Source organism: Aeromonas sp. 601039 (genome assembly GCF_049174415.1).
Taxonomy (GTDB): Bacteria; Pseudomonadota; Gammaproteobacteria; order Enterobacterales; family Aeromonadaceae; genus Aeromonas; species Aeromonas veronii_A.
Map to the genome: position 1 here is coordinate 12,607 of NZ_JAAKTL010000030.1, position 25,610 is coordinate 38,216.

The following is a 25,610-nucleotide window of genomic DNA, read 5'->3' on the forward strand; positions in this document are numbered from 1 at the left end:
AGAAGATATGACCCAGCTAGGCCTGTGCGGCCAGCAGTGCGGTTTCATCCACCTGATCCAGTTGGGCGGTCTCGAGGAAGCGTCTGGCGTAATCGCGCCAGATACCGCTGCTGACAAACAGAACGAACAGATCCGGGTCGATATGCTGTTCACGTACCATGCTCTGCATGATGGCAAGAGCCTGGGAGACCGTCTTGCCAGATTTGTAGGGGCGATCACTGGCGGTCAGAGCCTCGAAAATATCGGCGATAGCCATGATGCGGGCCGGTACGCTCATCTGTGATCCGGTCAGCTGGCGTGGGTAACCCTTGCCATCCATCCGCTCGTGATGGCCGCCGGCAATCTCCGGCACGCAGCGCAGATGACGGGGGAAGGGGAGGTGCTCCAGCATGCGTATGGTCTGGATGATGTGCTCGTTGATCTTGTAGCGCTCCTCCTCGGTGAGGGTTCCCCTGCTGATGGCAAGGTTGTATCTCTCCCCCCGGTTGTAGAGATGGTGCGGTACCTTGACCTTGAAGCCCCAGGGATTGTGCTCGTCGAACCGATCTCCATCCGGACGAGGCACAAGGTGCCAGCACTTGTCGGCCAGCAGTGGCTCGAGGCAGGGCAACTCGGGAGATGGTTCTTTCTGACGCAGCTTGATCTCCTCCCGGCTGATGCCGAGCCGATCGTCCAGGGTGCGCAGCCAGGTGCGGCTGGCGATGGCGTCGAGCCGTTCAATCTTCTCGGGGGCCATCCACTCGCCACCCAGATTGCACTCGGCGATGAAGGCAAACTCCTGATCCAGCTCGGCCCAGCGCGGGGCTGCCTCTTCCCGGCAGGCACTTCTGATCTCTGATGACAAGCGGGCAGCGAGGCTCTCGATATAGACATCCCGCTTGAGTACTTCAAAACGGGTGCGGATCTCGTGGATCCGGTCGTAGAGGGTCTCCAGTTTGGTGGCCTTGTCGACCACGAACTCCGGGGTGGTCACCTTGCCACAGTCATGTAGCCAGCTGGCGATATGGATGGCTTCCCACTCCTCCTCGTTGAGAGTGAAATCGGCAAAGGGGCCCTGTCGCTGGGCGCAGGCCGCCTCGGTCAGCATCCGGGTCAGCTCCGGCACCCGCTGGCAGTGACCGCCGGTGTAGGGGCTCTTGGCGTCGATGGCGCCGGCCATCAGCTCGATAAACGATTCGAGCAGCTGTTTCTGCTCTTCCAGCAAGCGCTGGTTCTCGATGGCGGAGGCGGAAGTGCCCGCCAGCGCTTCGATGAGGCTGATGCGCGATGCCAGCTCCTGTTCGCTGCAGCGTGGCAGGATCAGCAGGAGGTATCCGATCAGCTCCTGACGATGGTTGCAGAGCGGCTCAGCCACCAGCTGGCATGGGTCGGGAAAGGAACCCCAACTGTCCAGGTGTTGCCTCCATGTCGCCTCATCCAGGCTGAGGGAGATGCGCTGAGAAGTGGCCATGCCGGATAGCAATGGTTGTGGCCATGGAACCTGCCCAAGGGGCAGCTCGGTTTGCTGCCAGCGGGCCTGGACCGGCTGCATCTTTTGCTGTTGGGCCAGGTAGAGGCACCCCCCTTTTGCCTGTACCGCGGCGATGGTTTCATGCAGGATGCGGCTTAGCAGGGAGTCGAAGCGGTGCTCTGCAGCCAGTGCTCTACCCATGTTCATGAAGTTGCCGAGGGTTTGGCGCATGCCGGACATGGTGCGGGCAAGGTCATCTATCTCCCGGATGGCCGATTCTGGAACCTGCCCCTCGCCAAAGTCGAAACGCTGGATCCGCTCGGCCTCGCGGGTCAGGGCCCGCAGCGGGGTAGCGGTACGGCGGGAGACCATCCAGATTACTGGCAGCAGCAACAACAGGCTGGTCAGCGCCCATGCCATATTGATCAGTGCTTCATTGCGTGCCTGCTGATAGAGCAGATCTGCCGAGACCAGCAGGGCGATGTAAAAAGGGGTGTCCTTGCCGAGGGGGGAGATATTGACCAGCCACTCTTGTTTTTCCCCTGTGGTCAGGGTCAGCTCCCGGGGAGAACCATCCAGCAGCACAGGCGTCCTCTCTAGCCTAGTTTTCAGCTCGGCCATGACTGGGCTGCCCAGAGCCGTGATCGCTGGCAGCTGGGTTAGCTGATCATAGGCTGGCAGATGTACAGGATCGGCCGCCAGTAGGGTCGCGGAGCGATCGAACAACACTACCTGGCTTTGGAGCGGCAACTGCAGCTCGCCAATCAAGGCCGAGAGCCCCTCGACACTGGCATCCAGCCCGATCACGGCTCGTTGGCTATGGCTGGTGACAGCCAGCGTCATGCCTGGCTCCCTGGTGGTAAAAAAGAGATAGGGGGTGGTGGCGACAATCTTTGATGAACCGCGAGCCAGCCGGTACCAGTCGCGGCTGCGGGGATCGAATCGATAATCCGCCATGGCTCGCCGTGCCAAAAGTTGCAGCTGCTCGTCAAAATAGAGGAACTCTCCCCGCCCGCTACTCAGGCTCTGAACCAGCAACTGGCTGCCTTCAGGCACAGCCTGCAACTGGACCCGGGCCCGTTCCGTGAGTTTTCGTACCAGAAAGAAATCGCCACTCTCATAGCCGATGTAGACGGCACCATAGCTGTCGCGATTGGCCAAGATCTCTGCCAACTGCGGCAGATACTCCAGTCGGCTTGCCAGATCACTCATGTCGGCCAGTCGGCTGCTGGCTAGCAGGCTGAGGGACATGCGGGCTGGCTGCTCGTTCAATTGCAGAGCGAGGGCCAGCTGTTCCCGGTACTGTTTGAAGTTGTGGCGCTCATGTTCCAGCATCTGGCGAGAGCCCTGCTGGAACTGCAGCAGAATCAGCAGCATGCCCAGCACACTGAACAGCAGGGTAAATAGGGTGGCAATGTGAACATAGAAGGGCTTGCGCCCGGATCTGGCAGTGATCATGGACATTTCCTTGTCACAGTGATGCTTGCGGAGACGATCTGTCAGCAGTGTGTCAATACGATAACAGAAATGACAATACTGGCCTGATATCTGTGCTTTTCCATGGTTGCCCACTGCCAGGCAGAGCTTGGCAGGAGATAGTGATTCATTCAGGTATCCCGTGCTACATTGCCTCACTTGTTACTGGTCTGTAAATCCATGGAGTGACTCATGCCTGCCATCCCCTATTCCGTGCTCGATCTGGTGCCTGTTGCCGAAGGTTCCGTACCTGCCGAGTCATTTCGCCGTTCGCGGGATCTAGCCCGCCATGCCGAGGGCTGGGGTTACCAGCGCTACTGGCTGGCCGAACACCACAACATGCCGGGCATTGCCAGTGCCGCCACCTCGGTGCTGATCGGTCATCTGGCCGAAGCCACCACCACTTTGCGGATCGGCGCGGGTGGCATCATGCTGCCGAACCACTCGCCGCTGGTGATTGCCGAGCAGTTTGGCACCTTGGCTTCTCTCTATCCCGACCGCATCGACCTTGGCCTTGGCCGCGCCCCCGGGACCGATCAGCGCACCATGCGGGCGCTGCGGCGTATGCGCAGTGGCGAGGTGGATGATTTTCCGGCCGATGTGCGCGAGCTGATGAGCTACTTTGGCGACGAGATCGGCGCGGTGCAGGCGGTGCCCGGTCAGGGGCTGCATCTGCCCATCTGGCTGCTGGGCTCCAGCCTCTACAGCGCGCAACTTGCAGCGGCGATGGGCTTGCCGTTCGGGTTTGCCTCCCATTTTGCTCCCGCCATGTTGCTGCAGGCGCTGGAGATCTACCGTAGCCAGTATCGCCCCTCCGCTCGCTGGCCCAAGCCCCATGCGGTGGTCTGCATCAACATGATTGCCGCCGACAGCGAGCGGGAGGCCCGCTTCCAGTTCACTACCGTGCAGCAGCAGTTCTTGCGCCTTCATCGCGGTGATGCGGGCAAGCTGCCCGCGCCGATCGTCCAGCTTGGCGATGAGTGGTCTCCCCGTGAGCTGATGGCGATGGAACAGACCCTTGCCCGCTCTCTGGTGGGAGACCCTGAGCAGGTTCGTCACGGCCTCAAGGCGCTGCTGGCGGAAACCCGTGCCGATGAGTTGATGTTCAATGGCCCCATCGTCGATCATCAGGCCCGACTGCGCTCCTTTGAAATTGCCGCCGAGCTGATGCAGAGCCTGTGATTACACATCCTGGCACATCTGCCTGTGTGCCAGAGCTTGACCTTATATCTCTTTATGTTTATTCAACTAATTGATTTTAAAGAGTTGTCAGGTTGATGTCGTCCATCTGTCGTGTCACCTTTCGCGGCGCAAGCCCTATGCTGGCCCTGTCAATTACCACAAGGAGTTCGAGATGATCGTCAGGAAGTTGAGATTGCAACGGGGTTGGTCTCAGGATCAGTTGGCAACGTTGACTGGTTTGAGTGTCCGCACTATCCAGCGGATCGAGCAGGGGCAGCAACCCGGACTGGAATCTCTCAAGGCCCTGGCCGCCGTCTTTGAACTCGATGTGGCTCAACTGGATGGATCAGAGCAACAGGAGCGCGAGATGAGAGGACGTGACACTATGGGTCAGGATGCGGTGCAGGTATCGGCAGAGGAGCGGGTGGCAATGCGCTATGTGGAGGAGCTCAAGGGCTTCTATCACCATGTCGCTAGCTACGTGGTGGTGATCTGCGGGCTGTTTGTCATCAATTGCCTGAGCAATCCGGAGTACATCTGGGCCTGGTGGCCAACCCTGGGCTGGGGATTGGGGCTTGCCTCCCATGCTGTTCGGGTGTTTCAGCCCTTCAAGCTGTTTGGCCCCGAGTGGGAGCGGCGCCAGATCGAGAAGCGGCTGGGGCGCAAGTTGTAACTTCGTTCGCCGGAAAACAGGGAGCCTAAAACAGCAAGCCCGGCAGATTACCGGGCTTTGTGATTGGAGCGGGTTGTGGCCATCCGTGCGGCAGCGACCGCCAGATTGCTGCGTCCCCCTAGCTGGCGTGAACCGGGCAAGGGGTGGCGATCAGGGCATCATCCTCGTAGCGCCACAGGGTGAGGCTATTGCCCCAGACACAGCCGGTATCGAGCGCCTTGATGTCGCTCTTGCCGGTGTTGCCCATCAGCGCCGCCCAGTGGCCGAACACCAGAATGGGGTCATCCACGTGATGCTCGCGCTGCTCGAACCAGGGCCGCAGCCCAGGGGTCGACTCCTTGGGGCCCTTCTTGCATTTGAAGTCGAGTCGGCCATCGAAGTAGCAGAAGCGCATCCGGGTGAAGGTGTTGATGATGTAGCGGTAGCGGTCGATCCCGACCAGATCATCTTTCCAGCCATCGGGCTGGTCGCCGTACATGTTGTGCAGCAGCCAGCTGTACTGGTCACCGCGCAGTAGGCTCTCTACCTCGCGGGCGCAGTTGCGCGCGGTGCGGACATCCCATGCGGGGGAGATCCCGGCATGCACCATCATGATGGGCAGATCCGGATGTTCGGCCAGTAGCGGGCGGTGGCGCAGCCACTCCAGCAGTTCATCCCGATCAGGGGCATCCATCAGGCTTTGCAGCTTGTCTTTCTTCTTGAGTGGTGCAACGCCATCGGCGACCGCCAGCAGGTGCAGGTCGTGGTTGCCGAGCACGGTAACGGCGCGGTTGCCCAGCCCTTTGACAAAACGCAGGGTATTGAGGGAGTCCGGGCCGCGGGCGACCAGATCGCCGCAGAGCCAGAGCACGTCATTTTCGGGATCGAACGCGGCAAGATCCAGCAGACGGCGCAAGTCGTCGTAACAGCCCTGGATGTCACCGACAAAACAGTTCGCCATGAAACCTCAGTTGATAATATTGGGGATGGCCAGCGTGAAGGGGGCGATGGGCGCCTCAAACTGCTGACCAGAGCCATCTTGCAGGGTATAGCTCCCTTCCATCACCCCAAGCGGGGTCGCCAGCGGCACGCCGCTCTGGTAGCGGTAGGTCTCACCTTCGGCAATGACGGGTTGTTCCCCGACCACGCCCGGGCCTGCCACTTCCAGCATCTTGCCATTGGCATCGGTGATGAGCCAGCGCCGATGCAGCAGTTGCACCGGGCCGGGCCCCAGATTCTCAATCTCGATCAGATAGTGAAACTGGTAAGGGTCTCTGGAGCCCGCCACATACAGGGGGTATGGGCGGATCTCGATGTGCGGGAGTGCCACAGGATCAGGCCTGTTGCTGATCCGCCAGCCAGTTGGCGATCATGACAAACTGCTCGAGGGAGAGATTCTCCGGGCGCAGGTTGCCATCGATGCCAAGCTCGGTCAGCTGGGCGTCGGTGATGAAGTTGGAGAAGCTGTTGCGGATGGTCTTGCGACGCTGGCCAAAGCCTTCGGTACAGACGCGATTCAGACAACGAATGTCTTTCGCGACTATGGTCGGATTCTTGTGCGGGATCAGGCGAACTACGGCAGAGTCCACTTTCGGCGCCGGTTTGAAGGCGCCCGGGCCCACTTCCAGCACAGGCACCACCTGACAGTAGTACTGGGTCATCACGCTCAGCCGGCCATAAGCCTTGCTGCCCGGGCCTGCTGCCAGACGCAACACCACTTCCTTTTGCAGCATGAAGTGCATGTCTTCTACCCGATCAGCGAACTCGCACAGGTGGAAGATGAGCGGGGTGGAGATGTTGTAGGGCAGGTTGCCGAAGATACGCAGCGGCCCCTTGCCTTCACCCATCAGGGTGCCGAAGTCGAAACGCATGGCGTCCGCTTCGATGACGGTCAGCTTGTCTTTGAGGGTCGGGTGCTCGCGCAGGCGAGCTGCCAAGTCCCGGTCAAGCTCGACCACGGTCATTTTGTCCATCTGGGCGGCAACCGGCTCGGTCAGCGCGGCCAGACCCGGACCGATCTCCACCAGATTCTGACCCGGCTGCGGGTTGATGGCTGCGACGATCTGATCGATCACATACCGGTCGTGCAAGAAGTTCTGACCGAAACGCTTACGGGCCGTGTGGCCCATGTGCACCTTACTGCTCATATCTTTTTTTCTCTACCATCTTGATGGCGTGGTTAATCGCGGTGACAAGGCTGCCCGGATCGGCTAGGCCCTTGCCTGCCAGATCCAGCGCGGTGCCGTGATCCACCGAAGTGCGGATGAAGGGAAGCCCCAGGGTGATATTGACCGAACTGCCGAAGCCCTTGTATTTGAGCACAGGCAGCCCCTGGTCGTGGTACATGGCGAGTACCGCATCCGCATCCTTGAGGTATTTCTCCTGGAACAGGGTGTCGGCCGGCAATGGGCCGACCAGATCGATCCCTTCCTGGCGCAGGGTGACCAGGGCGGGTTCGATCACGTCAATCTCTTCACGTCCGAGATGGCCACCTTCCCCGGCGTGGGGGTTGAGGCCGCAGACGTAAATACGGGGTTTGGCGATACCAAACTTGGTGGCGAGATCCTCGTTGAGGATCCGGATCACCTTGCCGAGGCGATCTTCGGTGATGGCCATCGCTACATAGGCCAGCGGAATATGGGTAGTCGCCAGTGCGACCCGCAGCCCCTCGGTTGCCAGCATCATTACCACATCGGCAGTGTTGGATTGTTGGGCAAAGAACTCGGTGTGGCCGCTGAACGAGACCCCGGCCTGGTTGATGATCCCCTTGTGCACCGGCCCGGTCACCACGGCGGCAAATTCGCCGCTCATGTTGCCATCGCAGGCACGCTGCAGGGTCGCTAGCACATAGGCGCCATTGCCTTCGTTCAGCTCGCCCGGCACCACGGGGGCGCCGAGAGAGACAGAACATACCGTCAGGGTGCCGGCTCGCTGCGGTTGTGCCGGTTGACTGGCATCATAGGGCTCAAGCTCGATGGGCAGCCCCAGCAGGGCCGCTCGCTCGCGCAGCAGCGCCGGATCGGCGATCACCACCAACTGGTGGGGCCAATCCTGCTGGGCTATCTGCAGCACCAGATCCGGGCCGATCCCGGCCGGTTCGCCCGGGGTAACGGCAAGGCGACGGCAGCTCATCAGCTCGCAGATCCTTCGACACGGATGTAAGCCTCATCACGCAGCTCGTCCAACCAGGCCTGGGACTCTTCCACGAAGCGGCGATTGTAGATCAGCTGATAGGCACGCTGTTCCAGAGCCTTGTCAGTGGCATCCTGGCTGCGACGATCTTCCACTTGGACGATGTGCCAGCCGTGGCTGGTGCGGAAGGGGGCGCTGATCTGGCCTGGTTGCAGCCGGTTAACCATGTCGCGAAACTCTGGTACATAGACGTTGGGATCAGACCAGCCCAGTTCGCCACCCTGCACCGCAGAGCCCGGATCTTCGGAATACTTCTCCGCCATGCTGGCGAAGCTTGCCTTGCCGCTCTTGATGTCGTGCAGAATGCCATCCAGCATCCCCTTGGCTTTCTCTTCGCTCAGGATGATGGAGGGCTTGATCAGGATGTGACGGGCCTTCACCTCGGTCTGCATCACTTGCTGCTGACCCTTGGTGTCGAACACCTTGACGATGTGCAGACCGGCGCCGGAGCGCAGCGGGCCCACGATATCGCCCTTCTTGGTACCCTGTACCGCTTCGGCCATCAGGGTCGGCATCTCTTGCGGGCTCATCCAGCCCCAGTCACCCCCTTCCAGCGCCTTGGGGCCGTTACTCTCGGCAATGGCCAGTTTGCGGAAGTCGGCACCCTGCTTGAGGGCGGCCAGAATGCGCTCGATCTTGCTCTTGGCGGCATCCAGCTGGGCGGCGGTGGGGTTGTCCGGCAGGGCAATCTGGATATGGCCGACGTGGTATTCGTTCTGCTGTTGACCCTGTTTCTTCAGGATCTCCACCACCTGCTTCACCTCCTGCTCGGAGATGTTGATACGGCGGCGCACCTGATTGCGGCGCACCTCGTTCATCAGGATCTCGCGGCGAACCTCTTCCCGATACTGGGCATAGGTCATCCCTTCACGGGCGAGCTGGGCGCGCAGCTGATCCAGGGTCATCTTGTTGTCGGCGGCGATGCCCTGAATAGCCTGTTCCAGCTGGGTATCACTGATCTTCAGCCCCTGGCGATCCGCCAGTTGCAGCTGCAGGCTCTCCTGGATCAGACGGTCGAGTGCCTGTTTGCGCAGAGTGGCATCGTCAGGCAGAGACTGGCCGCTCTCCTGGGCGGAGAGTTTTACCTTGTTGACCAGTGCGTCCTGTTGACTGGACAGCACTACGTCCTTGTTGACCACGGCCAGCACTTTGTCCATCAGCTCGGGCGCAGCCAGTGCGGCCTGGCTCATGGCGCCGAACATTCCCGCGGTCAGCAGGGCAATCAGGGTCTTTTTCATATCCATCTCTCAAGGCTGGACCAGCATCATTGCTGGTCTTTCAGATTAAACGGGCGAACATAGGGCAACAGCTCGGTATCCAGTGTGACACTGCGGCCACCGGTACCCACGCTGCCAAGTCCCTTCATTTCAAACTGCAGACCAATGACTTTTTCCGAAGTGGGCTTCAGAGTGATGTTGTCCGGCTGGTTGTGCCACTCCAGGCTCATGTTGATGCTCCAGCAGCAGGAGTCGTATTTGACACCGATCTTGCGGTCAATGTTCACATCCTGCTTGATATCGCGATAGTAACCGCCATACATCTGCCACTGATCGGCGATCGGCGCCATCATCACCAGACCAGCCTGGCTGAGGTCTTCGGCCAGAGCAGGATTGCTCGGGTAGCGATAGTCCCGGTTGCCGTCCTGGATATAGCGGTAGTTGACCTGGGTGGTCAGCTTGCCGGTCCGGTATTCGACTGCACCGTTGCCGGCAGTAAATTCCCCCTCGGAGGTATCGTACTGGGTGCCGGCATGGGCGAACCACTCATCGGTGATCCGGGCATCCCCCTCGAACGAGAGCAGGGAGCGGGCGTTGGTGTTTTCCTGATCGGACGGGTAGAGGCGCACCTTGGGAGGTGTCATCTCGAAGGCCTGGGCTACCGCCAGACGTAACCGCTCATCCCCCACATTGTCATAGACCCGGCTGGTCAGGCCAACGGTGACCCGGTTGGCATCGCTGATGCGGTCGAGACCGGCGTAGCGGCGATCGCTGAACAGGCTGTAGTAGTCCTGACGGGTGGTGGTGGAGTCGTAAATCCCTATTTCGTCCTGATTCTTGTAAGGGATATAGAGGTACTGGAACTCAGGCTCCAGGGTCTGGGTGCCCTTGCCATCATACCAGTCTACCGGACGATCGAAGTTGACGCCCCCCTTGAGGCGGAAGGACGGCAAGGTGCGGGTAATGGTGCCGTCTTTCAGGGTCAGCTGCTGGCTATCTGCGTCTGTAAATTTACTGCGATCCTGGCTAATCAGGTCTTTGGGGATCTCCTGGTTGTAGGAGGTAAACATCAGTTTGTACTGGCTTATAAGGTAGTAACCCGGCGCATCGACCAGGGGGATGGTCAGGGTGGGAGCCAGATGCAGACGGGTAGCGGTATAACGCTCACCGGCCTGCTGGGCAGTGGCGCTGCCGCTGTCATAGCCAAACTTGGTCAGCTCGCTGTTCCAGGCCAGATCGAACCATTTCCCCTGCTGGAAGTAGTTGTAGTTGATGCGTGGCAGCATCTCGTGGGGCAGCAGCGCGTAGGGACTCAGGATCTGATAGCGACGCACCTCGGAGGTGAGGTTCCAGTTCTGCTGGTAGTAACCGGCGGTAAAGGATTGCTGCAACTGGCTGTCGACCTGGGTGCCCACTTGCGGGCTGAAGTCGTTGAAGTAGTTGTAATCCTTGTCCCGTACCTGGGTGTAGTCGATGCCTAAACGCAGGGAGCCATCCATCAGGGTGGATCCGTGACGAATATTCATCAGGTAACGATGACCATCTGAGAGGTACGGAGTCCCTGTCGACGGGTTGGTAAAGCTCGGGTTGCCAGCATCATACTGCTTGTCATCCCTGAGGCTTTCAAAATAGAGGGTACCGGTATGGGCTGGGTCCGGCATGTAGCGAAACTCTACCTGTTCCATCAGGCCGCGTTTGTCCATAAAGCGGGAGGTGATGGTGGCATCGTAGTTGGGGGCAATGTTCCAGTAGAAGGGCTGGGTGATCTCCATGCCGTTGCCGGAACTCTGTTTGTAACCCGGGTAGAGCAGACCTGTCTTCCGTTCATCCTTGATGGGGAAGTTGATATAGGGGAAGTAGAACACCGGGTAGTCATAGAGCCAGAGGCTGGCGTTCCAGGCTTCGCCGAACACCTCTTTCTGGTCGATGTCGATGCTGCCCGCCTTGAGGGTCCACACTTCCTGACCGGGGGGGCAGGTAGTGTACTGGGCTCCCTCCATGGTGATGTTCTGGTTGTTGTTGGTCATCACCACGCGTTTGGCAAAGCCGCGCACCGGTGAGCCATGCACCTGATACTTGCCCTCCTCCAGCTCGGAGTTTTTGGTATCCAGGTTGGATTTGAGGGTCTTGTCGCTGGTGACGGTCACCTGACCGTCGTTGTAATAGATGTTGCCGATGGCGATGACATCCCGGCTCTTCTGATCGAGCTGTGCATAATCGGAGTCAAACTTGCGAACACCCTGACGAACCTTGACGTCCCCTTCATAGACGGCGGTGCCGCCCTGTTTGGCCTCGAGACGGTCAGCATCAACCTCGACCGGCTGCGCATTGGCATCCTGATCCGATGAAGGCTTTTCTATCTTGGGAACATAGTCATAGCAGAGACTATCAAGAATGCCGGTGGCTGGCGGCGCTTCGAACGGGGCCGCCTGCACCATCATAGGGGTGAGTGCGGGGGCCAGGCTGATAGTCAGGGCGATGGGATAGCGGTACCCCAGTGTCCATTTGGTCATGTGAAAGACTCGTGCAATCCGTGATAGATACGGTTGATCCAAGGCATGCATTTTACGACAGGTTTCATCGAGTTGACATTGCATGTCATTGCTTTATGTTAGCCGGCAATGATAAAGCATTATTGCGGCCAGGGCTAACAGCCAAGTGCTGCTTTCCACCTTGGTCCTCTACTTATGCACGATCGCGATTCCCTGCTATTGCAGTGGGCACGCCGTATTTCCGGTGATGCCAATCTTCAGTTGACCCTCATTTCCGGTGATGCCAGCTTCCGTCGCTACTATCGCGGTGGTGGTCTGGTTTGGGTGGATGCCAATCCGAAAACCGAAAAAAATCATGAGTTTGTTCGTAACGCGACCGCCTTGCAGGCGCGTCAGCTGTTGGCGCCAGAGGTCACGGCGGTGGACTACGAACAGGGTCTGCTGGCGGTGAGTGACCTGGGCGATACTCAGCTGATCAGCTGCCTGAACGAACACAACGTACTGGCCTGGTATGGCAAGGCGATTGATTTGCTGCCCCGCCTGGGGGCGGTTGAACTGGCGCTTGAACCCTTCGATGCGGCATTTATGGCGCGGGAGAACAGCATTTTCCCCGAGTGGCTGCTTGGCCATCATCTGCAACTGAGCCTGAGCCATGAAGAGCAGCAACTGCTGGACGAGACCTTCGCTTGCCTCACTGCCTGCAATCTGGCCCAGCCGCAGGGGGTGATGCATAGAGATTTCCACAGTCGCAACCTGATGGTATGTGGCGGAGATACCCCCGAGAGCAGCCGGCTGGCCATCATCGATTTTCAGGACATGGTGATCGGGCCCCTGAGCTATGACCTGGTCTCCCTGCTCAAAGATTGCTACGTGCGCTGGCCGGATGAGGTGATCGATGAAGGGATGCGCCACGGTTTTGCCACCCTGCAACAGGCGGGGCTGCTTGGTGAACTCGATTATGCCAGTTTCCGCCGTGGTGCCGACCTGACCGGCATGCAGCGCCACCTGAAAGCGGCGGGGATCTTCACCCGGCTCTATCATCGCGACGGCAAGTCCGGTTATCTCAAGGATATTCCCCGCACCCTCGGCTATGTGGTGAATGTCTGTCGCACTCACGGTGGCGCCTATCCGGTACTGGCCCGTTTTGGTCAGTGGCTGGAGCAGGTGGTGTTGCCAGGGATCGCCAACGCTGGAGTGAAACCATGAAAGCGATGATCCTGGCCGCTGGCCGTGGCGAGCGGATGCGCCCGCTGACCGACCTGTTGCCCAAGCCGCTGCTGGCGGTGGGGGGCAAACCGCTCATCGTCCACCATATCGAAAAGTTGAAGTCAGCTGGCGTGACCGAGCTGGTGATCAACCACGCCTGGCTCGGCCACAAGCTGGTCGAGAGCCTTGGTGATGGCAGTGCGCTTGGTGTGACCATCCACTGGTCGGCCGAGGAGAGCGCGCTGGAGACCGCGGGCGGCATCGTGCAGGCGCTGCCACTGCTGGGCTCTGAACCCTTTTTGGTGATCAACGGCGATACCTGGCTCGATCTCGATTATCGCACTCTGGTCAGCCAGCCCCTTGGCGATGACTTGGCCCACCTCTGGCTGGTGCCCAACCCGCCCCAACACCCGAGCGGGGACTTTGCCCTGCAAGCCGGGCGAGTGATGGATACGCCAGCGTTTACCTTCAGTGGGGTCGGGCTATATGATCCGGCGGCCTTTGCCGGTCTCGCTGGCGGCGCCCGCAAGCTGGCGCCGCTGCTGCGTGACTGGATGGCGCAAGGGCGGGTGGGCGGCAGCCTGCTCGCTGGCGAGTGGCGTGATATCGGCACGGTCGACCGACTGCGCGAGCTGGATGACCAGCTCCAGGCCCGCACTCATTAACTTCAAGAGGTCTTGAACCATGCGTATTTGGGGTAAGGTGCTGGGCGCCTTCTTCGGTTTTCTGCTCGGCAATATTATCGGCGCCCTGATTGGCCTGTGGATAGGCCACCGTTTCGACCGTGGCATGGGGCTGCAGGGGGCGTTTCGTCGCGGCCCGAGTCAGGCGCAGCAAGCCGTCTTCTTCCACGCCACCTTCTCGGTGATGGGCCACATTGCCAAGTCCAGCGGTCAGGTGACCGAGCAGGAGATCCGGGTTGCCTCCAACCTGATGGATCGGATGCGGCTGGTCGGTGATCAGCGTGCCCGGGCTCAAGAGTCGTTTCGTCTCGGTAAAGAGGCCGACTTCCCGTTGCGCGAGACCCTGGCCGAGTTCCGCCGCGCCAGTCTGGGGCAGCGCGACATTCTGCGCTTCTTCCTCGAAGTGCAGTTGCAGGCGGCCTTTGCCGACGGGCGGGTAGAGGAGGGCGAGCGCGCCATTCTTCACACCATCGCCGACGAGCTGGGTTTCAGTCGCATCGAGCTGGCCCGCATTCTGGCGATGGCCGAGGCACAGATGAACTTCTTCAATCAGGCCCATGGCCAGTATCAGAGTGGCCATTCCGGTGGTCAGCAGTATCGGCAGGAGCCGCCTTCTGCGGATCGCCTCAAGAATGCCTACCAGCTGCTGGGGGTAAGCGAGAGCGACAGCGATCAGGATATCAAGCGTGCTTACCGCAAGGAGATGAGCAAGCATCACCCGGACAAGCTGGCCGCCAAAGGGCTGCCGCCGGAGATGATGGAGATGGCCAAGGAAAAGACCCAGGAGATCCAGCAAGCCTGGGAGTGGATCCGCGAGGCGCGCGGTATCCGTTAAGCGCCAAAGTCAGGCTGGAACAGACAATAAAAAGCCCCGCAGCAGTGCGGGGCTTTGTTTTGCCGTGTGGCGTAGGCCGGGTTATTTGGCCGGAATCGCTTCCAGCACGTGCACCAGCAGTTGCCAGAAACGCTCGACCGCCGGGATATGCACCTTCTCGTCAGGGGAGTGGGCCCCGCGGATGGTCGGGCCGAAGGAGACCATGTCCCACTCCGGATAGGCGCTCTTGAACAGACCGCACTCGAGACCAGCGTGGATCACCATCACGTTGGGCATAGTGCCAAACAGAGTCTGGTAGCTGTTGCGTACCAGCGCCATGACGGGGGAGTCCACGTTTGGCGCCCAACCAGGATAGGCTCCGGTGAATTCGCAGCTGGCACCCGCCAGGGTGAACAGGGAGCGGGTCATCTGCTCGATGCTCTCGCGACCGGAGTCAATCAGGGAGCGGATCAGGCACTGGACGTACACTTCGCCATCCTGAGTCTTGATGACCCCCAGGTTGGTCGAGGTTTCGGTCACGCCGGGCATGGCATCGCTCATGCGCATCACGCCGTTCGGGCAGGCCATCAGGGCATCCAGCAGGCGCTGCTGCAGGGAGACGCTCATCAGCTTGGCCGGTTTGGCGGCGTTGTTGACCAGCACGGTCAGGTTCGGCTCGGTGGCGGCCAGTTCGGTCTGGTAGATCCCGGTGTAGCGGTCAACCAGCGCCTTGAACTCGTTCACGCTGGCAGCGGGCACCAGCAGGGTGGCACGGGCTTCGCGCGGGATGGCGTTGCGCAGAGTGCCGCCGTGGATCTCGGCCAGACGAACACCCAGCGGCTCGGCTGCTTTGAGCAGACGTACCAGCAGCTTGTTAGCGTTGCCACGGCCGCGATGGATATCGCAACCGGAGTGGCCGCCACGCAGCCCTTTGACTGCCAGTTCGAGGGCTTCGCCTTCAATGGCGTCAACCAGCTCGAGCGGGAAGTGGATATTGGCATCCACACCGCCAGCGCAGCCCATGTAGACCTCGCCATCCTCTTCGGAGTCGGTGTTGAGCAGAATTTCGCCCTCCAGCCAGCCCGCTTCCAGACCGAAGGCGCCGGTCATGCCGGTCTCTTCGTCTGTGGTCAGCAGCACTTCCAGCGGGCCGTGCTTGATGGTCTTGTCAGCCAGCACAGCCAAGCAACCGGCCATGCCGATGCCGTTGTCGGCACCCAGAGTGGTACCACGGGCCGTGACCCACTCGCCATCGACATAGGCATCGATGGGATCGGTCGCGAAGTCGTGTTTGGTGTCGGCGTTGGCCTGCGGCACCATGTCGATGTGGGCTTGCAGTACCACGGCTTTGCGGTTTTCCATCCCCGGGGTGGCCGGTTTCTTGATGATGATGTTGCCGACCTTGTCCTGCTTGACCGCCAGACCTTCCCCTTGGGCCCATTGGATGATCCAGGCGCTCAGTTTGGCTTCATGTTTGGAAGGGTGGGGGATGGAGCAGATCTGTTCGAAGAAATGCCAAATCAGTTTGGGAGAGAGAGAGCTAAGCTGTGCCACGTCGGGACTCCTTACCAGCACGGAATTAACAGGGCCCCATCAGCGGGCCGGGGAAGAGGATAACGATAATACAGTCAATCACACAAAAATGTGAGCAATCAGCGCAAATCGCAGGCAGCTTGTGCTGGCTGATGGCAATCAGGCAGTACGATCGTCAGGTTCGGACGACGCTGACCGATAGAAAAGAAATTGTGTGACCGATCTCACAAAAATATTGAATTTAATGCACCGACTGGTAAATTAGCTCCCGTGGTTCGCCACCCGTCAGGATGACGATGAAAGCCTCCAGGGAACCGAAGCAAAGCAAGTGCGCCTCCATGGAACCGAGTGTTCGTTCAAGGATTTGAGCCCGCATAAAGGTACGTAACTTGTTAAGCAATCAGGAGTTTCAATATGCCAGGCAGCAACTCAACCTATTGGTTTGCCCCCTCTTTGTATACCCAGGGTTTCAGCTACCCTAACCCCTTCGTCACTCGTCGCTAAGACGAGCTGCCCAACCAGGCAGAGGCGAGAAAGCAGCAGGTGCGTGAGGTAAATCCTCCCCCTGCTATTTTTTTATCTGCGATTTGCCGCACAGCTCATTAGGACTCGGCAGCAGGGACGGCAGGTTAGTCGTTTGGCGCTCTAGATGTGCCGAATGGAGAGGGTGATACCGATTTTTCCTGTTTTTGGCATACGTTTGCCAGGCATTTTCTCTGCAAACGGTGCTATCATATCGGCCCAACAGCCTGTCCGCGGTTTGGACACATCATCTAACCGATCGCCGGATAAGCCCATCTTGCTTCCATTGTTATCAGATTTGCTGCCGAGGCTTAGCCCTGAGGCAGCCGAAGTGCAATCTGAATTCAGTCGGGCAAGGGCCGCCATTTACTGGCATCCGCAGGGATAATTGCGGGTGTTTTTTATTTTAAGTGATTGTTTTTAAATAACTATTCGAGATCGATAACATGCCGAAAAAGTTCTATGTGTCGTGGGACAACCTGCAACGTGAAGCTCGCCGTCTGGCCCGTCGTCAGCTGCCTGTCAGCCAGTGGAAAGGTATCATCGCGGTCAGCCGTGGTGGCTTGGTGCCCGCAGCCCTGATGGCCCGTGAACTTGGCATTCGTAATGTGGAAACCCTCTGCATCTCCAGCTATGACCATGACAGCCAGCGCGAGCTGGTGGTCGTGAAGGCTGCCACCACCGCCGGTGACGGCGAAGGCTGGCTGGTGGTGGAAGATCTGGTGGACACCGGCACTACCGCCAAGGCGATCCGCGAGCTCTACCCGAAAGCCAAGTTCATCGCGATTTTTGCCAAGCCGATGGGCGAAGCGCTGCTGGACGATTTCGAAGTGGCGATCCCGCAGGATACCTGGATCGAACAGCCATGGGATATGGCACTGGAGTTCGCCACACCGATCTGCGACGAAAAGTAACGGGATCGGGATGTGACGCTCGCTGCGTCCATTGGTCGCAACCGGCAATAATGGTTTCACAGGGCTCCAATTTGGAGCCCTGTTTTTTTGTGTATCAATCTGTTGCAGGGTGGCTGATGGGCAGTAAAAGTGGTTAAGATGAGCTATTGCCTGATATGAATGGGACACTATCTTGGACTTGAACGAAGACCTAAACCTGACCGAACAGCTCTTTACCCGCGTCAAGAAGGTATTGGAAACATCCGAGATCTCCAACTCCAGTGCGGCTGATCTGGCGCAAGCCGAGTCAGACGAGATGTTTATCGACGGATCCATGTCAAAGAGCTGGTATCGCCTGCTGCGCCGCCCCTCCTGGACCTGGCAGGGTGCTGATCCCATCGAAGTGGAGCAGACCTTGGCCCGTATCGCCATGGCGACCGGCGAGCGCACCCACGATTGCTATCTCGATACCATCAAGGGCTATGTGCCCGGCAACTGGATCTACGAGTGGAGCCAGGTGGCTGGCAACTATTTCAAGCAGGGCCGCGAACTGCGCGAGAAGGGTGATCCTTCTGGCGCCCTGAAGCAACTGCTCAAGGCGGTGCGCTACTACTCCATCGCCAGCTATCCCCATCTCAAGGATGACGAGCTGGCGGATCAGGCCCAGCTGCTCGGTAACATGGCCTATCGCGAGGCGGGTCGCCTGTTCAAGGTGCCGCTCAAAGAGATCCAGGTGCCTTTTCGCGGCAAGCATATTCAGGGCTATCTCCACCTGCCGACGACCGAAAAACCGGTGCCGCTGGTGATCATCAGCGGCGGGATCGACTCCCTGCAGCTCGATTTCCTCAACTTCTATCTCAAACGGCTCGAGCCCAACGGTATTGGCATGCTCTCCCTCGATATGCCCGGGGTCGGCTATGCCGAGCATTGGCCGCTGGTGCAGGATACCAGCCGCCTTCATCAGGCGGTGCTCCATTACCTCTCCGAAGTGGCTTGGGTCGATCATCAGCGTATCGCCATGGTGGGGATGCGTCTGGCGGGCAATATCGCAGCCAGACTGGCCTTTATCGAACCGTTCAAGCTGCGCACCGTGGTCTGTGTCGGCGCTGGTGTCAATCAGGTGTTTACCAATCAGGAGCTGTTTGCCAAGTGTCCGCGCATGATGCGGGACAGTCTGGCCAACCGGTTGGGGGCTGATGCGGCGCAGTGGGATGGCATGCGTACCAAGTGCCAGGTATTTTCACTTAAAACACAAGGATTACTGGGGACTCGCACCTCAGTGCCGATATTGAGTATTGGACACAAGCGAGATTTTATTTGTCCCGAGCAGGATGTACGGGCATTGGCGGCGGCCAGTCGTAACGGCAAGGCCATCGTATTCGACAAACAGCCTTTGCTGGAGGTGTATGACAAGGCACTAGACGAAATCGTCGAGTGGCTGAAACAGCATTTGTGTACCTGACATTGCGCTAAAGAACTGACGCCATCCCGAGGTGGCGCGGCTTGTTTAACAGGGAGGTTAACATGTCTGAAAGAGTGACCTACAAGCGACTGCTGAGGCAGTTTGCTGCCATTGGCCCCTATTTGCGCGAAGATCTCTGCGAAGAGGGGCGTTATCGTTTCGACTGCCTGTCGGTCTGTGTCAGCGCCAAGCCGGCGCCGGACAAACGGGAGTTCTGGGGCTGGTGGCTGGTGCTGGAGCAGGACGATCACCATTTCCGTTACCACTATCAGCTCGGTTTCTACAATGCTGATGGCGAGTGGCTGGACAAGCCGATCCCCAAGAAGCACCAGGTAGAAGTGGAGCGGACCCTCAACCGTTTCTACAAGCTCATCAGCGACAAACTGACGGCTCTGGAGTGTCAGTTAGCGCCAGCGGATCAGGTCACCAATGAGTTGACCGTGACCGCCGCTTGATCCCTGATGCCCGGCAAGCAGCATCCCGCTGTTTGCCGGGCCATCAGTCAGCCATCTTCCCTTCCGACCGCAATCATCCGGGCCTTTGCTTCATCTCCTCACCCCTGCGTTAATTGCCTTGCAGGGCTCCATGGCCGTGGGTATAAAGATATTCCTTACTTTTTTAGCCTTTATGCTCCCATGGAAAACAGAACCATAGTCGTCAAGTTGGGCACCAGCGTGCTCACAGGGGGGTCTTCCCAGCTCAATCGTGCCCATATGGTCGAGCTGGTCAGACAGTGTGCGGCCTTGCACCGTCACGGCCATCGGGTCGTGGTCGTCACCTCGGGGGCCATCGCCGCCGGCCGTGAGCATCTGGGGCACCCGCCACTGGCGCCAACTTTGCCCAACAAGCAGATGCTGGCGGCGGTCGGTCAGACCCAACTCATTCGGGTGTGGCAGGATCTGTTCAACCTCTATGGCTTGCATATCGGCCAGATGCTGCTGACTCGCGCCGATCTGGAAGATCGGGAGCGCTATCTCAATGCCCGCGACACCATGCGCACCCTGCTCGATCACCGCATTATTCCGGTCATTAACGAAAACGACGCGGTGGCGACCGCCGAGATCAAGGTCGGCGACAACGACAACCTCTCCGCACGGGCCGCCATCCTGGCCGATGCCGACCTGCTGATCCTGCTCACCGACCAGAAGGGGCTGTTTACTGCCGATCCGCGCACCAATCCGGATGCCCAGCTGATCGAAGAGGTGCAGACCATCGACGATACCCTGCGCTCGCTGGCGGGTGACAGCGTCAGTGGCCTCGGTACCGGCGGCATGGCCACCAAGCTGCAGGCGGCCGATGTGGCGCGCCGCGCCGGCGTCAATGTGGTGATCGCGACCGGCCAGATGCCGGAGGTGATCGGCCGTCTCGCCAAGGGTGAGCGTATCGGTACCCTGTTCCCGGCGCTGGCCTCCCCGCTGGAAGGGCGCAAGAGCTGGATCCTGGCAGGCCCACCCCCTCACGGCGAAGTGCATGTGGATCAGGGGGCTGTCGCCGCCATGAAGGATAAAGGCTCCAGCCTGCTGCCCAAGGGGATCGTCGCGGTCAGGGGCGACTTTATTCGGGGCGATGTGGTGCGCATTCTTGATCCCAAAGGCGCCGAGCTGGCCCGCGGCATCTGCCGTTACGACCATCTGGAGCTGGATAAGCTGCGCGGTGTCCACTCTGATCAGATTGAACAGGTGTTGGGCTATGGCTACGGCTCTGTGGCTATCCATCGAGACGACATGGTGCTGCTCTAATCAGGGCGGCACGGCATGAACAAAGGGAAATGAGATGAGTCTGGAGAAAATGGGGCAGGCGGCCCGTGAAGCCGCCTATCAGCTGGCTACCGTCAGCACGGCGCAGAAGAACCGGGCGCTGGCCGCCATCGCCGACGAGCTGGAGGCGCGCAGTGAACAGATCCTCGCTGCCAACGCGAAAGATATCGCCGCCGGCCGTGAGGCGGGCCTGTCAGAGGCGATGCTGGATCGCCTGCTGCTTAATCCGGCCCGGCTGGCCGGCATCGTGGCGGATGTGCGCAAGGTCATCACGCTGGATGATCCGGTCGGCGCCGAAATGGATAGCCGGGTGCTGGAGAATGGCCTGCGCCTCTCCCGTCGTCGGGTGCCCATCGGGGTTATCGGCGTCATCTACGAGGCGCGCCCCAACGTCACCATCGACATCGCCAGCCTCTGCCTCAAGACCGGCAACGCCAGCATCCTGCGTGGCGGTCGCGAGACCTTCTACTCCAATCTGGAGCTGGTGCGGGTTATCCAGCATGCGCTGGCGGCCTCCGGCCTGCCCGAGGCGGCAGTACAGTACATCGACAACCCGGATCGGGCGCTGGTGGCCGAGCTGCTGCGCCTCGATCGCTATGTGGACATGATCATCCCCCGCGGTGGTGCCGGCCTGCACAAGATGTGCAAGGAGAACAGCTCCATTCCGGTCATCATCGGCGGCTTTGGCATCAGCCATATCTTCGTCGACGAGAGCGCCGATCTGGTGCGCTCTCTGGCGGTCATCGACAACGCCAAGGTGCAGCGCCCCTCCGCCTGCAACGCCCTCGATACCCTGCTGGTACACGAGAAAGTCGCTTCGACTTTCCTGCCGCAGCTGGTAGCTCTGATGAACGAGCGCAAGGTGACGCTGGTGGCCGCGGCCAACGCCATGACGCTGCTGGCGGGCGCCGACAACCTGTGCGAGGCGGGGCCGGAGGATTTCGATACCGAGTGGCTGGGGCTGACTCTGGGAGTCAGGCTGGTAGCGGATGTGAACGAGGCGCTGGCCCATATGCGCGAGCACAACGCCGGTCACTCCGATGCCATCCTGACCAACGATCTGGCCAACGCCGAGCGTTTCGTCAACGGGGCCGGTTCGGCGGCTGTCTATGTCAACGCCTCGACCCGCTTCACCGATGGCGGCCAGTTTGGGCTGGGGGCCGAGGTGGCGGTGTCGACCCAGATGCTGCATGCCCGTGGCCCCATGGGGCTGACCGAGCTCACCAGCTACAAGTGGGTGGGGCAGGCCGATTACCTCAGCCGCGCCTGATAACCGGTTGTTTCAGATATAAAAATGCCGACCCCTGGGTCGGCATTTTATTTGGCGGATATCGGGAAGATATCAGGCGCTCGGGTTACTCCCCCTGATAGAGCACCTTGTCACCGGATTTGAGCACATAGCCCTTCCAGGGGAAGAGGGTGTAGCCGCTACCCTGCCACGACCAGTTGCCTTCCATGCCCTGACGGGCAAGCTGGTGCTGCTCGCCGGTCGGCAGGGTCAGTTCGGCCTTGCTCTGATCGGTATTGAACAGCACGAAGGCGCTGCTGGTCTGGCTGGCATCGGTCGGATTGAGCCGGATGCCCTGCTCGAACAGGCGCACGCACTTGCCAGTCAGCGCTGACCACTGATAGCCCGCACTGCCGATGCAGCCGTGGCTGTCGCGATCGCTGCCAACCAGATGTTGTTCCGGTGTACTGCATGCCGCCAGCAGCAGAGAGGCGGCCATCAGAGTCAAGGTGCGCATGGTTACTCCTGAAGATCCCGTTCGATGACGATGTTGGAGAATCCCAACTCTTTGAAGTAGTTCTCCTGATAATCTTTCACGCTCTTTTTGTCACGGCGGCAAACCTGAGCCAGCTGGGCCTCCATGGCGTGAAAACTGGTGAGATCCAGCCCTTCGGCAGCGGCGATGGCGTCGTAGATGCTGCGGAACTTGTCGTTCGCGTAGCCGATCTCTTTGGCCTGTTTTTTATAGGTGTACGTAATCTTAAAGGCCATCTTGCCCTTCCTTCTTCGATTTGGCTTGCTTGCGCTGGACGTAGAGGTAGAGGCTTTCGACCTTCTCCCGAGCCCAGGGGGTCTTGCGCAAGAACTTCAGGCTGGACTTGATGCTGGGATTATCGGTGAAGCAGCGGATATTGATCTGCTGCCCCAGCTCTTCCCAGCCGTAGTGTTCGACCAGCGCGGTGACGATGGCTTCCAGCGTCAGCCCGTGCAGCGGGTTGTTCTTTTGCGAGGCGTTCGGTTGCTCGCTCATGCCTGCTCCGCCAGCTTGGCAAAGGGCTGACCCATACGGGTGGTGACGCCATTGGCCAGATGGGGCTCGAAACCGGCCAGCATGCCCGGGCCAAACAGGCAGACCACGGTGCTGCCCAGCTTGAACAGGCCCATCTCGGCACCTTTTTGCAGGGTAATGGCCTCGTCGCCGGTATAGTCCCAGCGCACCACCTTCTTCTCTTTGGTCGGCGCAATGTTGCCGGCCCAGATGGTCTCGATGCTGGCAACGATAGTGGCACCGACCAGCACCAGCGCCATCGGGCCGTGCGGAGTGCGGAAGGTGGCGACCACACGCTCGTTGCGGGCAAACAGGTTGGGCACGTTCTCGGCGGTGAGCGGGTTGACGGAGAAGAGATCCCCCGGCACGAACACCATGCTCTCCAGCACACCGTCCAGCGGCATATGGATGCGGTGGTAATCCTTGGGCGCCAGATAGATGGTGGCGAAGTCGCCATCCTTGAACGGCGCAACCAGATCCTCATAGCCGCCCAGCAGCTCGCGGGCGCTGTAGTCGTGGCCCTTGGCCTGGATGATGCGACCTTGCTGGATCGGACCGAGCTGGCTGACGGTACCATCGACCGGCAGGGCCAGGGTCATGGCATCTTCTACCACGGGGCGGATACCGGGCTTGAGCTCGCGGGTGAAGAACTCGTTGAAGCTCTTGTAGTGGGCCGGGCTCTCGTGCAGCGCCTCGCTCATGTCGACCTGATACTGCTTGATAAAAGCCTCGATCACTTTGGTGGTGATATTGCCCGCTTCGGCGGCGGCAAACTTGCCGATCAGACGGGAGAGGGCATGCTTGGGCAGACAGTATTGACCGGCAATTTTCAGGTTGTCAGTAATGCTCATGTTCATCATCAACGTAGGTTTATTAGGGTCACAGGCGCGCTTGCTGGCGACCGTGACGGGCTTCCTGCATGGTTTCCAGGATGCGGTGATAGTTGTGGAAGCGATCGGCACTGATAGCGCCCGCGTCGACCGCGGCGCGCAGGGCACAGCCGGGATCGTCCTTGTGGGTACAGTCGCGGAACTTGCAGCCACCCAGATAGTCGCGAAACTCGACGAAGCACCAGGTGATGCGGTCGGCTTCCAGATGCCAGAGGGCGAACTCGCGGATCCCGGGGGAGTCGATGAGATCGCCGCCGCTCGGGAAGTGGTAGAGCCGCGCCGTGGTGGTGGTGTGCTGGCCGAGCCCCGAGTTTTCTGAGATCTCGCCGGTCAGTACATCCAGCCCCGGCATCAGGGCGTTGGTGAGCGACGACTTGCCCACCCCGGACTGGCCGACGAAGATGCTGATCTTGTCGGTCAGAGCAGCTTTAAGCTCATCCAGCCCTTCGCCGCTCTCGCAGCTCACCAGCAGCACCTCGTAATTGAGTTTGCGGTAGGTTTCGAGCTGGCTTTCGATGCGCGCTCTGGCGGCATCATCGAGCATATCGACCTTGTTCAGTACGATGAGGGGGCGGATCTCCACATCCTCGGCGGCCACCAGATAGCGGTCGACGATGTTGGTGGAGAACTCGGGCATCACCGCCGAGACGATGATGATCTGGTCGATGTTGGCGGCGATGGGTTTGACCCCGTCGTAGAAGTCCGGCCGGGTCAGTACCGAGTGGCGCGGATGCACCGCCTCGATGACGCCCGCTGTCGCGGCATTGAGGCCGGGACGCCACACTACCTTGTCGCCACAGACCAGACTGCTGATGCTGCTGCGCCGCAGGTTGCTGCGGTGGATGGTGCCATCGACCGCTTCCACGTCTGCGTGCTGACCAAAACGGCTGATCACCACCCCTTCGATGGCGGGGCCAAACAGGGTGTCATCCACCACTGTGGTGTGATCTTTTTGCAGCCGCCGTTCGCGGTTGGCCTGGACGCGCCTTTGTTGACCCAGATTGAGTTTTGCTTTCTTTGCCACTCGATTCGCCAGTTTATGAACAGATCCAAAGCCAGTATGATACATGCAAATTGGCAAAATTCCGCCATTCCTCCCAATAGAGAGAGCAATCATGACAGTCAGCGCGCAGAACCTGGTATGGATCGACATGGAGATGACGGGTCTCGACCCCGAAGAGAACGTGGTACTGGAGATTGCCACCATAGTCACCGACAAGGATCTGAACGTACTGGCCGAAGGGCCGGTCATCGCCATTCATCAGAGTGATGAAGAGCTGGCCAAGATGGACGACTGGAACGTCAACACCCACACCAAGAGCGGTCTGGTGGCCCGGGTCAAGGCGAGTCAGCACGACGAGGCGAAAGCCATTGCCGAGACCCTCGAGTTCATTCGCCAGTGGGTGCCGGAGCGCACCAGCCCGCTGTGCGGCAACAGCATCGGTCAGGATCGCCGCTTCATGGTCAAGCACATGGCCGAGCTGGAAGCCTTCTTCCACTACCGCAACGTTGACGTCAGTACCATCAAGGAGTTGGTACGCCGCTGGCAGCCGGAACTGCTGGATCAGTTCAAGAAGAGCGGCACCCACCAGGCGCTGGACGATATCCGCGAATCCATCGCCGAGCTGCAGTTTTATCGCAGCCACGTCTTCAAGATCTGATTCCCCGGCAAGGGTTTGTCATACTCTGGCTGCTAAAATCGACAGTTCGGCCAGCTTTTGAGCGAACGCGCGCAACCAGACAAAAAAGCCCTTGCAATTGGAATGACTGCTCTTATAATTCGGCTCCCGTACAGTAGCGCAAGCAACCAAATGCTGTACGGCCTGTTTTAAGGTAGTTGCGGGAATAGCTCAGTTGGTAGAGCACGACCTTGCCAAGGTCGGGGTCGCGAGTTCGAGTCTCGTTTCCCGCTC

24 protein-coding genes and 1 tRNA gene are annotated in these 25,610 nt (G+C 59.7%); 12 read left to right on the forward strand and 13 right to left on the reverse strand.

What is annotated here, in order from left to right:
- Positions 1–16: 16 nt before the first annotated feature.
- Positions 17–2,908, reverse strand: a complete 2,892-nt coding sequence (locus G5195_RS18440; protein WP_421236381.1) for an HD domain-containing phosphohydrolase — start codon at positions 2,906–2,908, stop codon at positions 17–19.
- Positions 2,909–3,118: 210 nt separating this feature from the next.
- Here G5195_RS18440 and G5195_RS18445 point away from each other — a divergent pair, with 210 nt between their 5' ends.
- Positions 3,119–4,108, forward strand: coding sequence for a luciferase-like monooxygenase (locus G5195_RS18445; RefSeq protein ID WP_421210012.1), 990 nt, complete (start codon positions 3,119–3,121; stop codon positions 4,106–4,108).
- A 172-nt stretch (positions 4,109–4,280) separates the two neighbouring features.
- A complete protein-coding gene (locus G5195_RS18450; RefSeq protein ID WP_421210014.1) occupies positions 4,281–4,781 on the forward strand; it encodes a 2TM domain-containing protein in 501 nt (166 codons plus the stop codon).
- Positions 4,782–4,899: 118 nt separating this feature from the next.
- Here the strand turns inward: G5195_RS18450 and G5195_RS18455 are convergent, their stop codons facing one another.
- The 6 genes from G5195_RS18455 to lptD are packed head-to-tail and all read right to left on the reverse strand — an operon-like array spanning position 4,900 to position 11,682.
- Positions 4,900–5,721 carry a symmetrical bis(5'-nucleosyl)-tetraphosphatase gene (locus G5195_RS18455; protein WP_005358331.1) on the reverse strand — a complete coding sequence of 274 codons (822 nt, stop codon included), beginning with the start codon at positions 5,719–5,721 and terminating at the stop codon, positions 4,900–4,902.
- A 6-nt stretch (positions 5,722–5,727) separates the two neighbouring features.
- Entirely contained in the window at positions 5,728–6,090 is a 363-nt protein-coding gene (gene apaG / locus G5195_RS18460; protein ID WP_204419561.1) for a Co2+/Mg2+ efflux protein ApaG, read from the reverse strand.
- 4 nt (positions 6,091–6,094) lie between these two features.
- The gene (rsmA, locus tag G5195_RS18465) at positions 6,095–6,907 is read right to left on the reverse strand and encodes a 16S rRNA (adenine(1518)-N(6)/adenine(1519)-N(6))-dimethyltransferase RsmA (protein WP_005339016.1); all 813 of its coding nucleotides are present in this window, start codon (positions 6,905–6,907) and stop codon (positions 6,095–6,097) included.
- Positions 6,897–7,892: a 4-hydroxythreonine-4-phosphate dehydrogenase PdxA gene (gene pdxA, locus G5195_RS18470; protein ID WP_201987519.1), complete on the reverse strand. Its 996-nt coding sequence runs from the start codon at positions 7,890–7,892 to the stop codon at positions 6,897–6,899. Before pdxA ends, rsmA begins: the two co-directional genes overlap by 11 nt.
- Complete coding sequence (surA, locus tag G5195_RS18475) at positions 7,892–9,190, reverse strand: peptidylprolyl isomerase SurA (protein ID WP_216952937.1); 1,299 nt, start codon at positions 9,188–9,190, stop codon at positions 7,892–7,894. The genes pdxA and surA overlap by 1 nt, the downstream gene beginning before the upstream one ends.
- A 26-nt stretch (positions 9,191–9,216) precedes the next feature.
- Positions 9,217–11,682 (reverse strand): LPS assembly protein LptD, encoded by a 2,466-nt coding sequence (lptD, locus tag G5195_RS18480; RefSeq protein ID WP_227341998.1) that lies wholly within the window; start codon positions 11,680–11,682, stop codon positions 9,217–9,219.
- Between the two features lie 174 nt (positions 11,683–11,856).
- Here lptD and G5195_RS18485 point away from each other — a divergent pair, with 174 nt between their 5' ends.
- From G5195_RS18485 to djlA, 3 genes are read left to right on the forward strand one after another with little or no spacing between them, the layout of a single operon-like run.
- Entirely contained in the window at positions 11,857–12,867 is a 1,011-nt protein-coding gene (locus G5195_RS18485) for an aminoglycoside phosphotransferase family protein (protein WP_421236382.1), read from the forward strand.
- Positions 12,864–13,532, forward strand: coding sequence for an N-acetylmuramate alpha-1-phosphate uridylyltransferase MurU (gene murU / locus G5195_RS18490; protein ID WP_421222480.1), 669 nt, complete (start codon positions 12,864–12,866; stop codon positions 13,530–13,532). Before G5195_RS18485 ends, murU begins: the two co-directional genes overlap by 4 nt.
- Before the next feature lie 19 nt (positions 13,533–13,551).
- Positions 13,552–14,385 (forward strand): co-chaperone DjlA, encoded by an 834-nt coding sequence (gene djlA / locus G5195_RS18495; RefSeq protein WP_128836428.1) that lies wholly within the window; start codon positions 13,552–13,554, stop codon positions 14,383–14,385.
- 81 nt (positions 14,386–14,466) lie between these two features.
- Here the strand turns inward: djlA and G5195_RS18500 are convergent, their stop codons facing one another.
- Positions 14,467–15,918, reverse strand: coding sequence for an aminoacyl-histidine dipeptidase (locus G5195_RS18500; RefSeq protein WP_421222481.1), 1,452 nt, complete (start codon positions 15,916–15,918; stop codon positions 14,467–14,469).
- A gap of 947 nt (positions 15,919–16,865) precedes the next feature.
- Here G5195_RS18500 and gpt point away from each other — a divergent pair.
- The 5 genes from gpt (at position 16,866) to G5195_RS18525 (ending at position 21,801) form a co-directional block, all read left to right on the forward strand.
- The gene (gene gpt, locus G5195_RS18505; RefSeq protein ID WP_005339007.1) at positions 16,866–17,333 is read left to right on the forward strand and encodes a xanthine phosphoribosyltransferase; all 468 of its coding nucleotides are present in this window, start codon (positions 16,866–16,868) and stop codon (positions 17,331–17,333) included.
- 172 nt (positions 17,334–17,505) lie between these two features.
- Positions 17,506–18,774, forward strand: a complete 1,269-nt coding sequence (gene frsA, locus G5195_RS18510) for an esterase FrsA (RefSeq protein ID WP_005349360.1) — start codon at positions 17,506–17,508, stop codon at positions 18,772–18,774.
- A 62-nt stretch (positions 18,775–18,836) separates the two neighbouring features.
- Positions 18,837–19,229 (forward strand): sigma factor-binding protein Crl, encoded by a 393-nt coding sequence (gene crl / locus G5195_RS18515; RefSeq protein ID WP_005339003.1) that lies wholly within the window; start codon positions 18,837–18,839, stop codon positions 19,227–19,229.
- 180 nt (positions 19,230–19,409) lie between these two features.
- Positions 19,410–20,513, forward strand: coding sequence for a glutamate 5-kinase (proB, locus tag G5195_RS18520; RefSeq protein ID WP_201973445.1), 1,104 nt, complete (start codon positions 19,410–19,412; stop codon positions 20,511–20,513).
- A gap of 34 nt (positions 20,514–20,547) precedes the next feature.
- On the forward strand, positions 20,548–21,801 hold the full coding sequence (locus G5195_RS18525; RefSeq protein ID WP_421222483.1) for a glutamate-5-semialdehyde dehydrogenase: 1,254 nt from the start codon (positions 20,548–20,550) through the stop codon (positions 21,799–21,801).
- Between the two features lie 85 nt (positions 21,802–21,886).
- Here the strand turns inward: G5195_RS18525 and G5195_RS18530 are convergent, their stop codons facing one another.
- The 5 genes from G5195_RS18530 to rsgA are packed head-to-tail and all read right to left on the reverse strand — an operon-like array spanning position 21,887 to position 24,721.
- A complete protein-coding gene (locus G5195_RS18530; protein WP_041210445.1) occupies positions 21,887–22,276 on the reverse strand; it encodes a hypothetical protein in 390 nt (129 codons plus the stop codon).
- A gap of 2 nt (positions 22,277–22,278) precedes the next feature.
- Entirely contained in the window at positions 22,279–22,530 is a 252-nt protein-coding gene (locus G5195_RS18535; RefSeq protein ID WP_005338984.1) for a DUF2960 domain-containing protein, read from the reverse strand.
- The gene (locus G5195_RS18540) at positions 22,520–22,789 is read right to left on the reverse strand and encodes a VF530 family DNA-binding protein (protein WP_005349372.1); all 270 of its coding nucleotides are present in this window, start codon (positions 22,787–22,789) and stop codon (positions 22,520–22,522) included. Before G5195_RS18540 ends, G5195_RS18535 begins: the two co-directional genes overlap by 11 nt.
- Positions 22,786–23,658 (reverse strand): archaetidylserine decarboxylase, encoded by an 873-nt coding sequence (gene asd, locus G5195_RS18545; RefSeq protein ID WP_026034874.1) that lies wholly within the window; start codon positions 23,656–23,658, stop codon positions 22,786–22,788. Before asd ends, G5195_RS18540 begins: the two co-directional genes overlap by 4 nt.
- Before the next feature lie 28 nt (positions 23,659–23,686).
- Positions 23,687–24,721, reverse strand: a complete 1,035-nt coding sequence (gene rsgA / locus G5195_RS18550; RefSeq protein WP_041202348.1) for a small ribosomal subunit biogenesis GTPase RsgA — start codon at positions 24,719–24,721, stop codon at positions 23,687–23,689.
- Positions 24,722–24,812: 91 nt separating this feature from the next.
- Between rsgA and orn the strand changes: the two genes are divergently transcribed.
- Entirely contained in the window at positions 24,813–25,358 is a 546-nt protein-coding gene (orn, locus tag G5195_RS18555) for an oligoribonuclease (RefSeq protein WP_042080584.1), read from the forward strand.
- A 178-nt stretch (positions 25,359–25,536) separates the two neighbouring features.
- Positions 25,537–25,609, forward strand: a tRNA-Gly gene (locus tag G5195_RS18560).
- Position 25,610: the final 1 nt, after the last annotated feature.

Coding starts and splice junctions, on each gene's coding strand:
- G5195_RS18440 (WP_421236381.1), bottom strand. CDS start 2,908: ATGATCACTGCCAGATCCGGGCGCAAGCCCTTCTATGTTCACATTGCC.
- G5195_RS18445 (WP_421210012.1), top strand. CDS start 3,119: ATGCCTGCCATCCCCTATTCCGTGCTCGATCTGGTGCCTGTTGCCGAA.
- G5195_RS18450 (WP_421210014.1), top strand. CDS start 4,281: ATGATCGTCAGGAAGTTGAGATTGCAACGGGGTTGGTCTCAGGATCAG.
- G5195_RS18455 (WP_005358331.1), bottom strand. CDS start 5,721: ATGGCGAACTGTTTTGTCGGTGACATCCAGGGCTGTTACGACGACTTG.
- rsmA (WP_005339016.1), bottom strand. CDS start 6,907: ATGAGCAGTAAGGTGCACATGGGCCACACGGCCCGTAAGCGTTTCGGT.
- pdxA (WP_201987519.1), bottom strand. CDS start 7,892: ATGAGCTGCCGTCGCCTTGCCGTTACCCCGGGCGAACCGGCCGGGATC.
- surA (WP_216952937.1), bottom strand. CDS start 9,190: ATGAAAAAGACCCTGATTGCCCTGCTGACCGCGGGAATGTTCGGCGCC.
- lptD (WP_227341998.1), bottom strand. CDS start 11,682: ATGACCAAATGGACACTGGGGTACCGCTATCCCATCGCCCTGACTATC.
- G5195_RS18485 (WP_421236382.1), top strand. CDS start 11,857: ATGCACGATCGCGATTCCCTGCTATTGCAGTGGGCACGCCGTATTTCC.
- murU (WP_421222480.1), top strand. CDS start 12,864: ATGAAAGCGATGATCCTGGCCGCTGGCCGTGGCGAGCGGATGCGCCCG.
- djlA (WP_128836428.1), top strand. CDS start 13,552: ATGCGTATTTGGGGTAAGGTGCTGGGCGCCTTCTTCGGTTTTCTGCTC.
- gpt (WP_005339007.1), top strand. CDS start 16,866: ATGCCGAAAAAGTTCTATGTGTCGTGGGACAACCTGCAACGTGAAGCT.
- crl (WP_005339003.1), top strand. CDS start 18,837: ATGTCTGAAAGAGTGACCTACAAGCGACTGCTGAGGCAGTTTGCTGCC.
- proB (WP_201973445.1), top strand. CDS start 19,410: ATGGAAAACAGAACCATAGTCGTCAAGTTGGGCACCAGCGTGCTCACA.
- G5195_RS18525 (WP_421222483.1), top strand. CDS start 20,548: ATGAGTCTGGAGAAAATGGGGCAGGCGGCCCGTGAAGCCGCCTATCAG.
- G5195_RS18530 (WP_041210445.1), bottom strand. CDS start 22,276: ATGCGCACCTTGACTCTGATGGCCGCCTCTCTGCTGCTGGCGGCATGC.
- G5195_RS18535 (WP_005338984.1), bottom strand. CDS start 22,530: ATGGCCTTTAAGATTACGTACACCTATAAAAAACAGGCCAAAGAGATC.
- G5195_RS18540 (WP_005349372.1), bottom strand. CDS start 22,789: ATGAGCGAGCAACCGAACGCCTCGCAAAAGAACAACCCGCTGCACGGG.
- asd (WP_026034874.1), bottom strand. CDS start 23,658: ATGAGCATTACTGACAACCTGAAAATTGCCGGTCAATACTGTCTGCCC.
- orn (WP_042080584.1), top strand. CDS start 24,813: ATGACAGTCAGCGCGCAGAACCTGGTATGGATCGACATGGAGATGACG.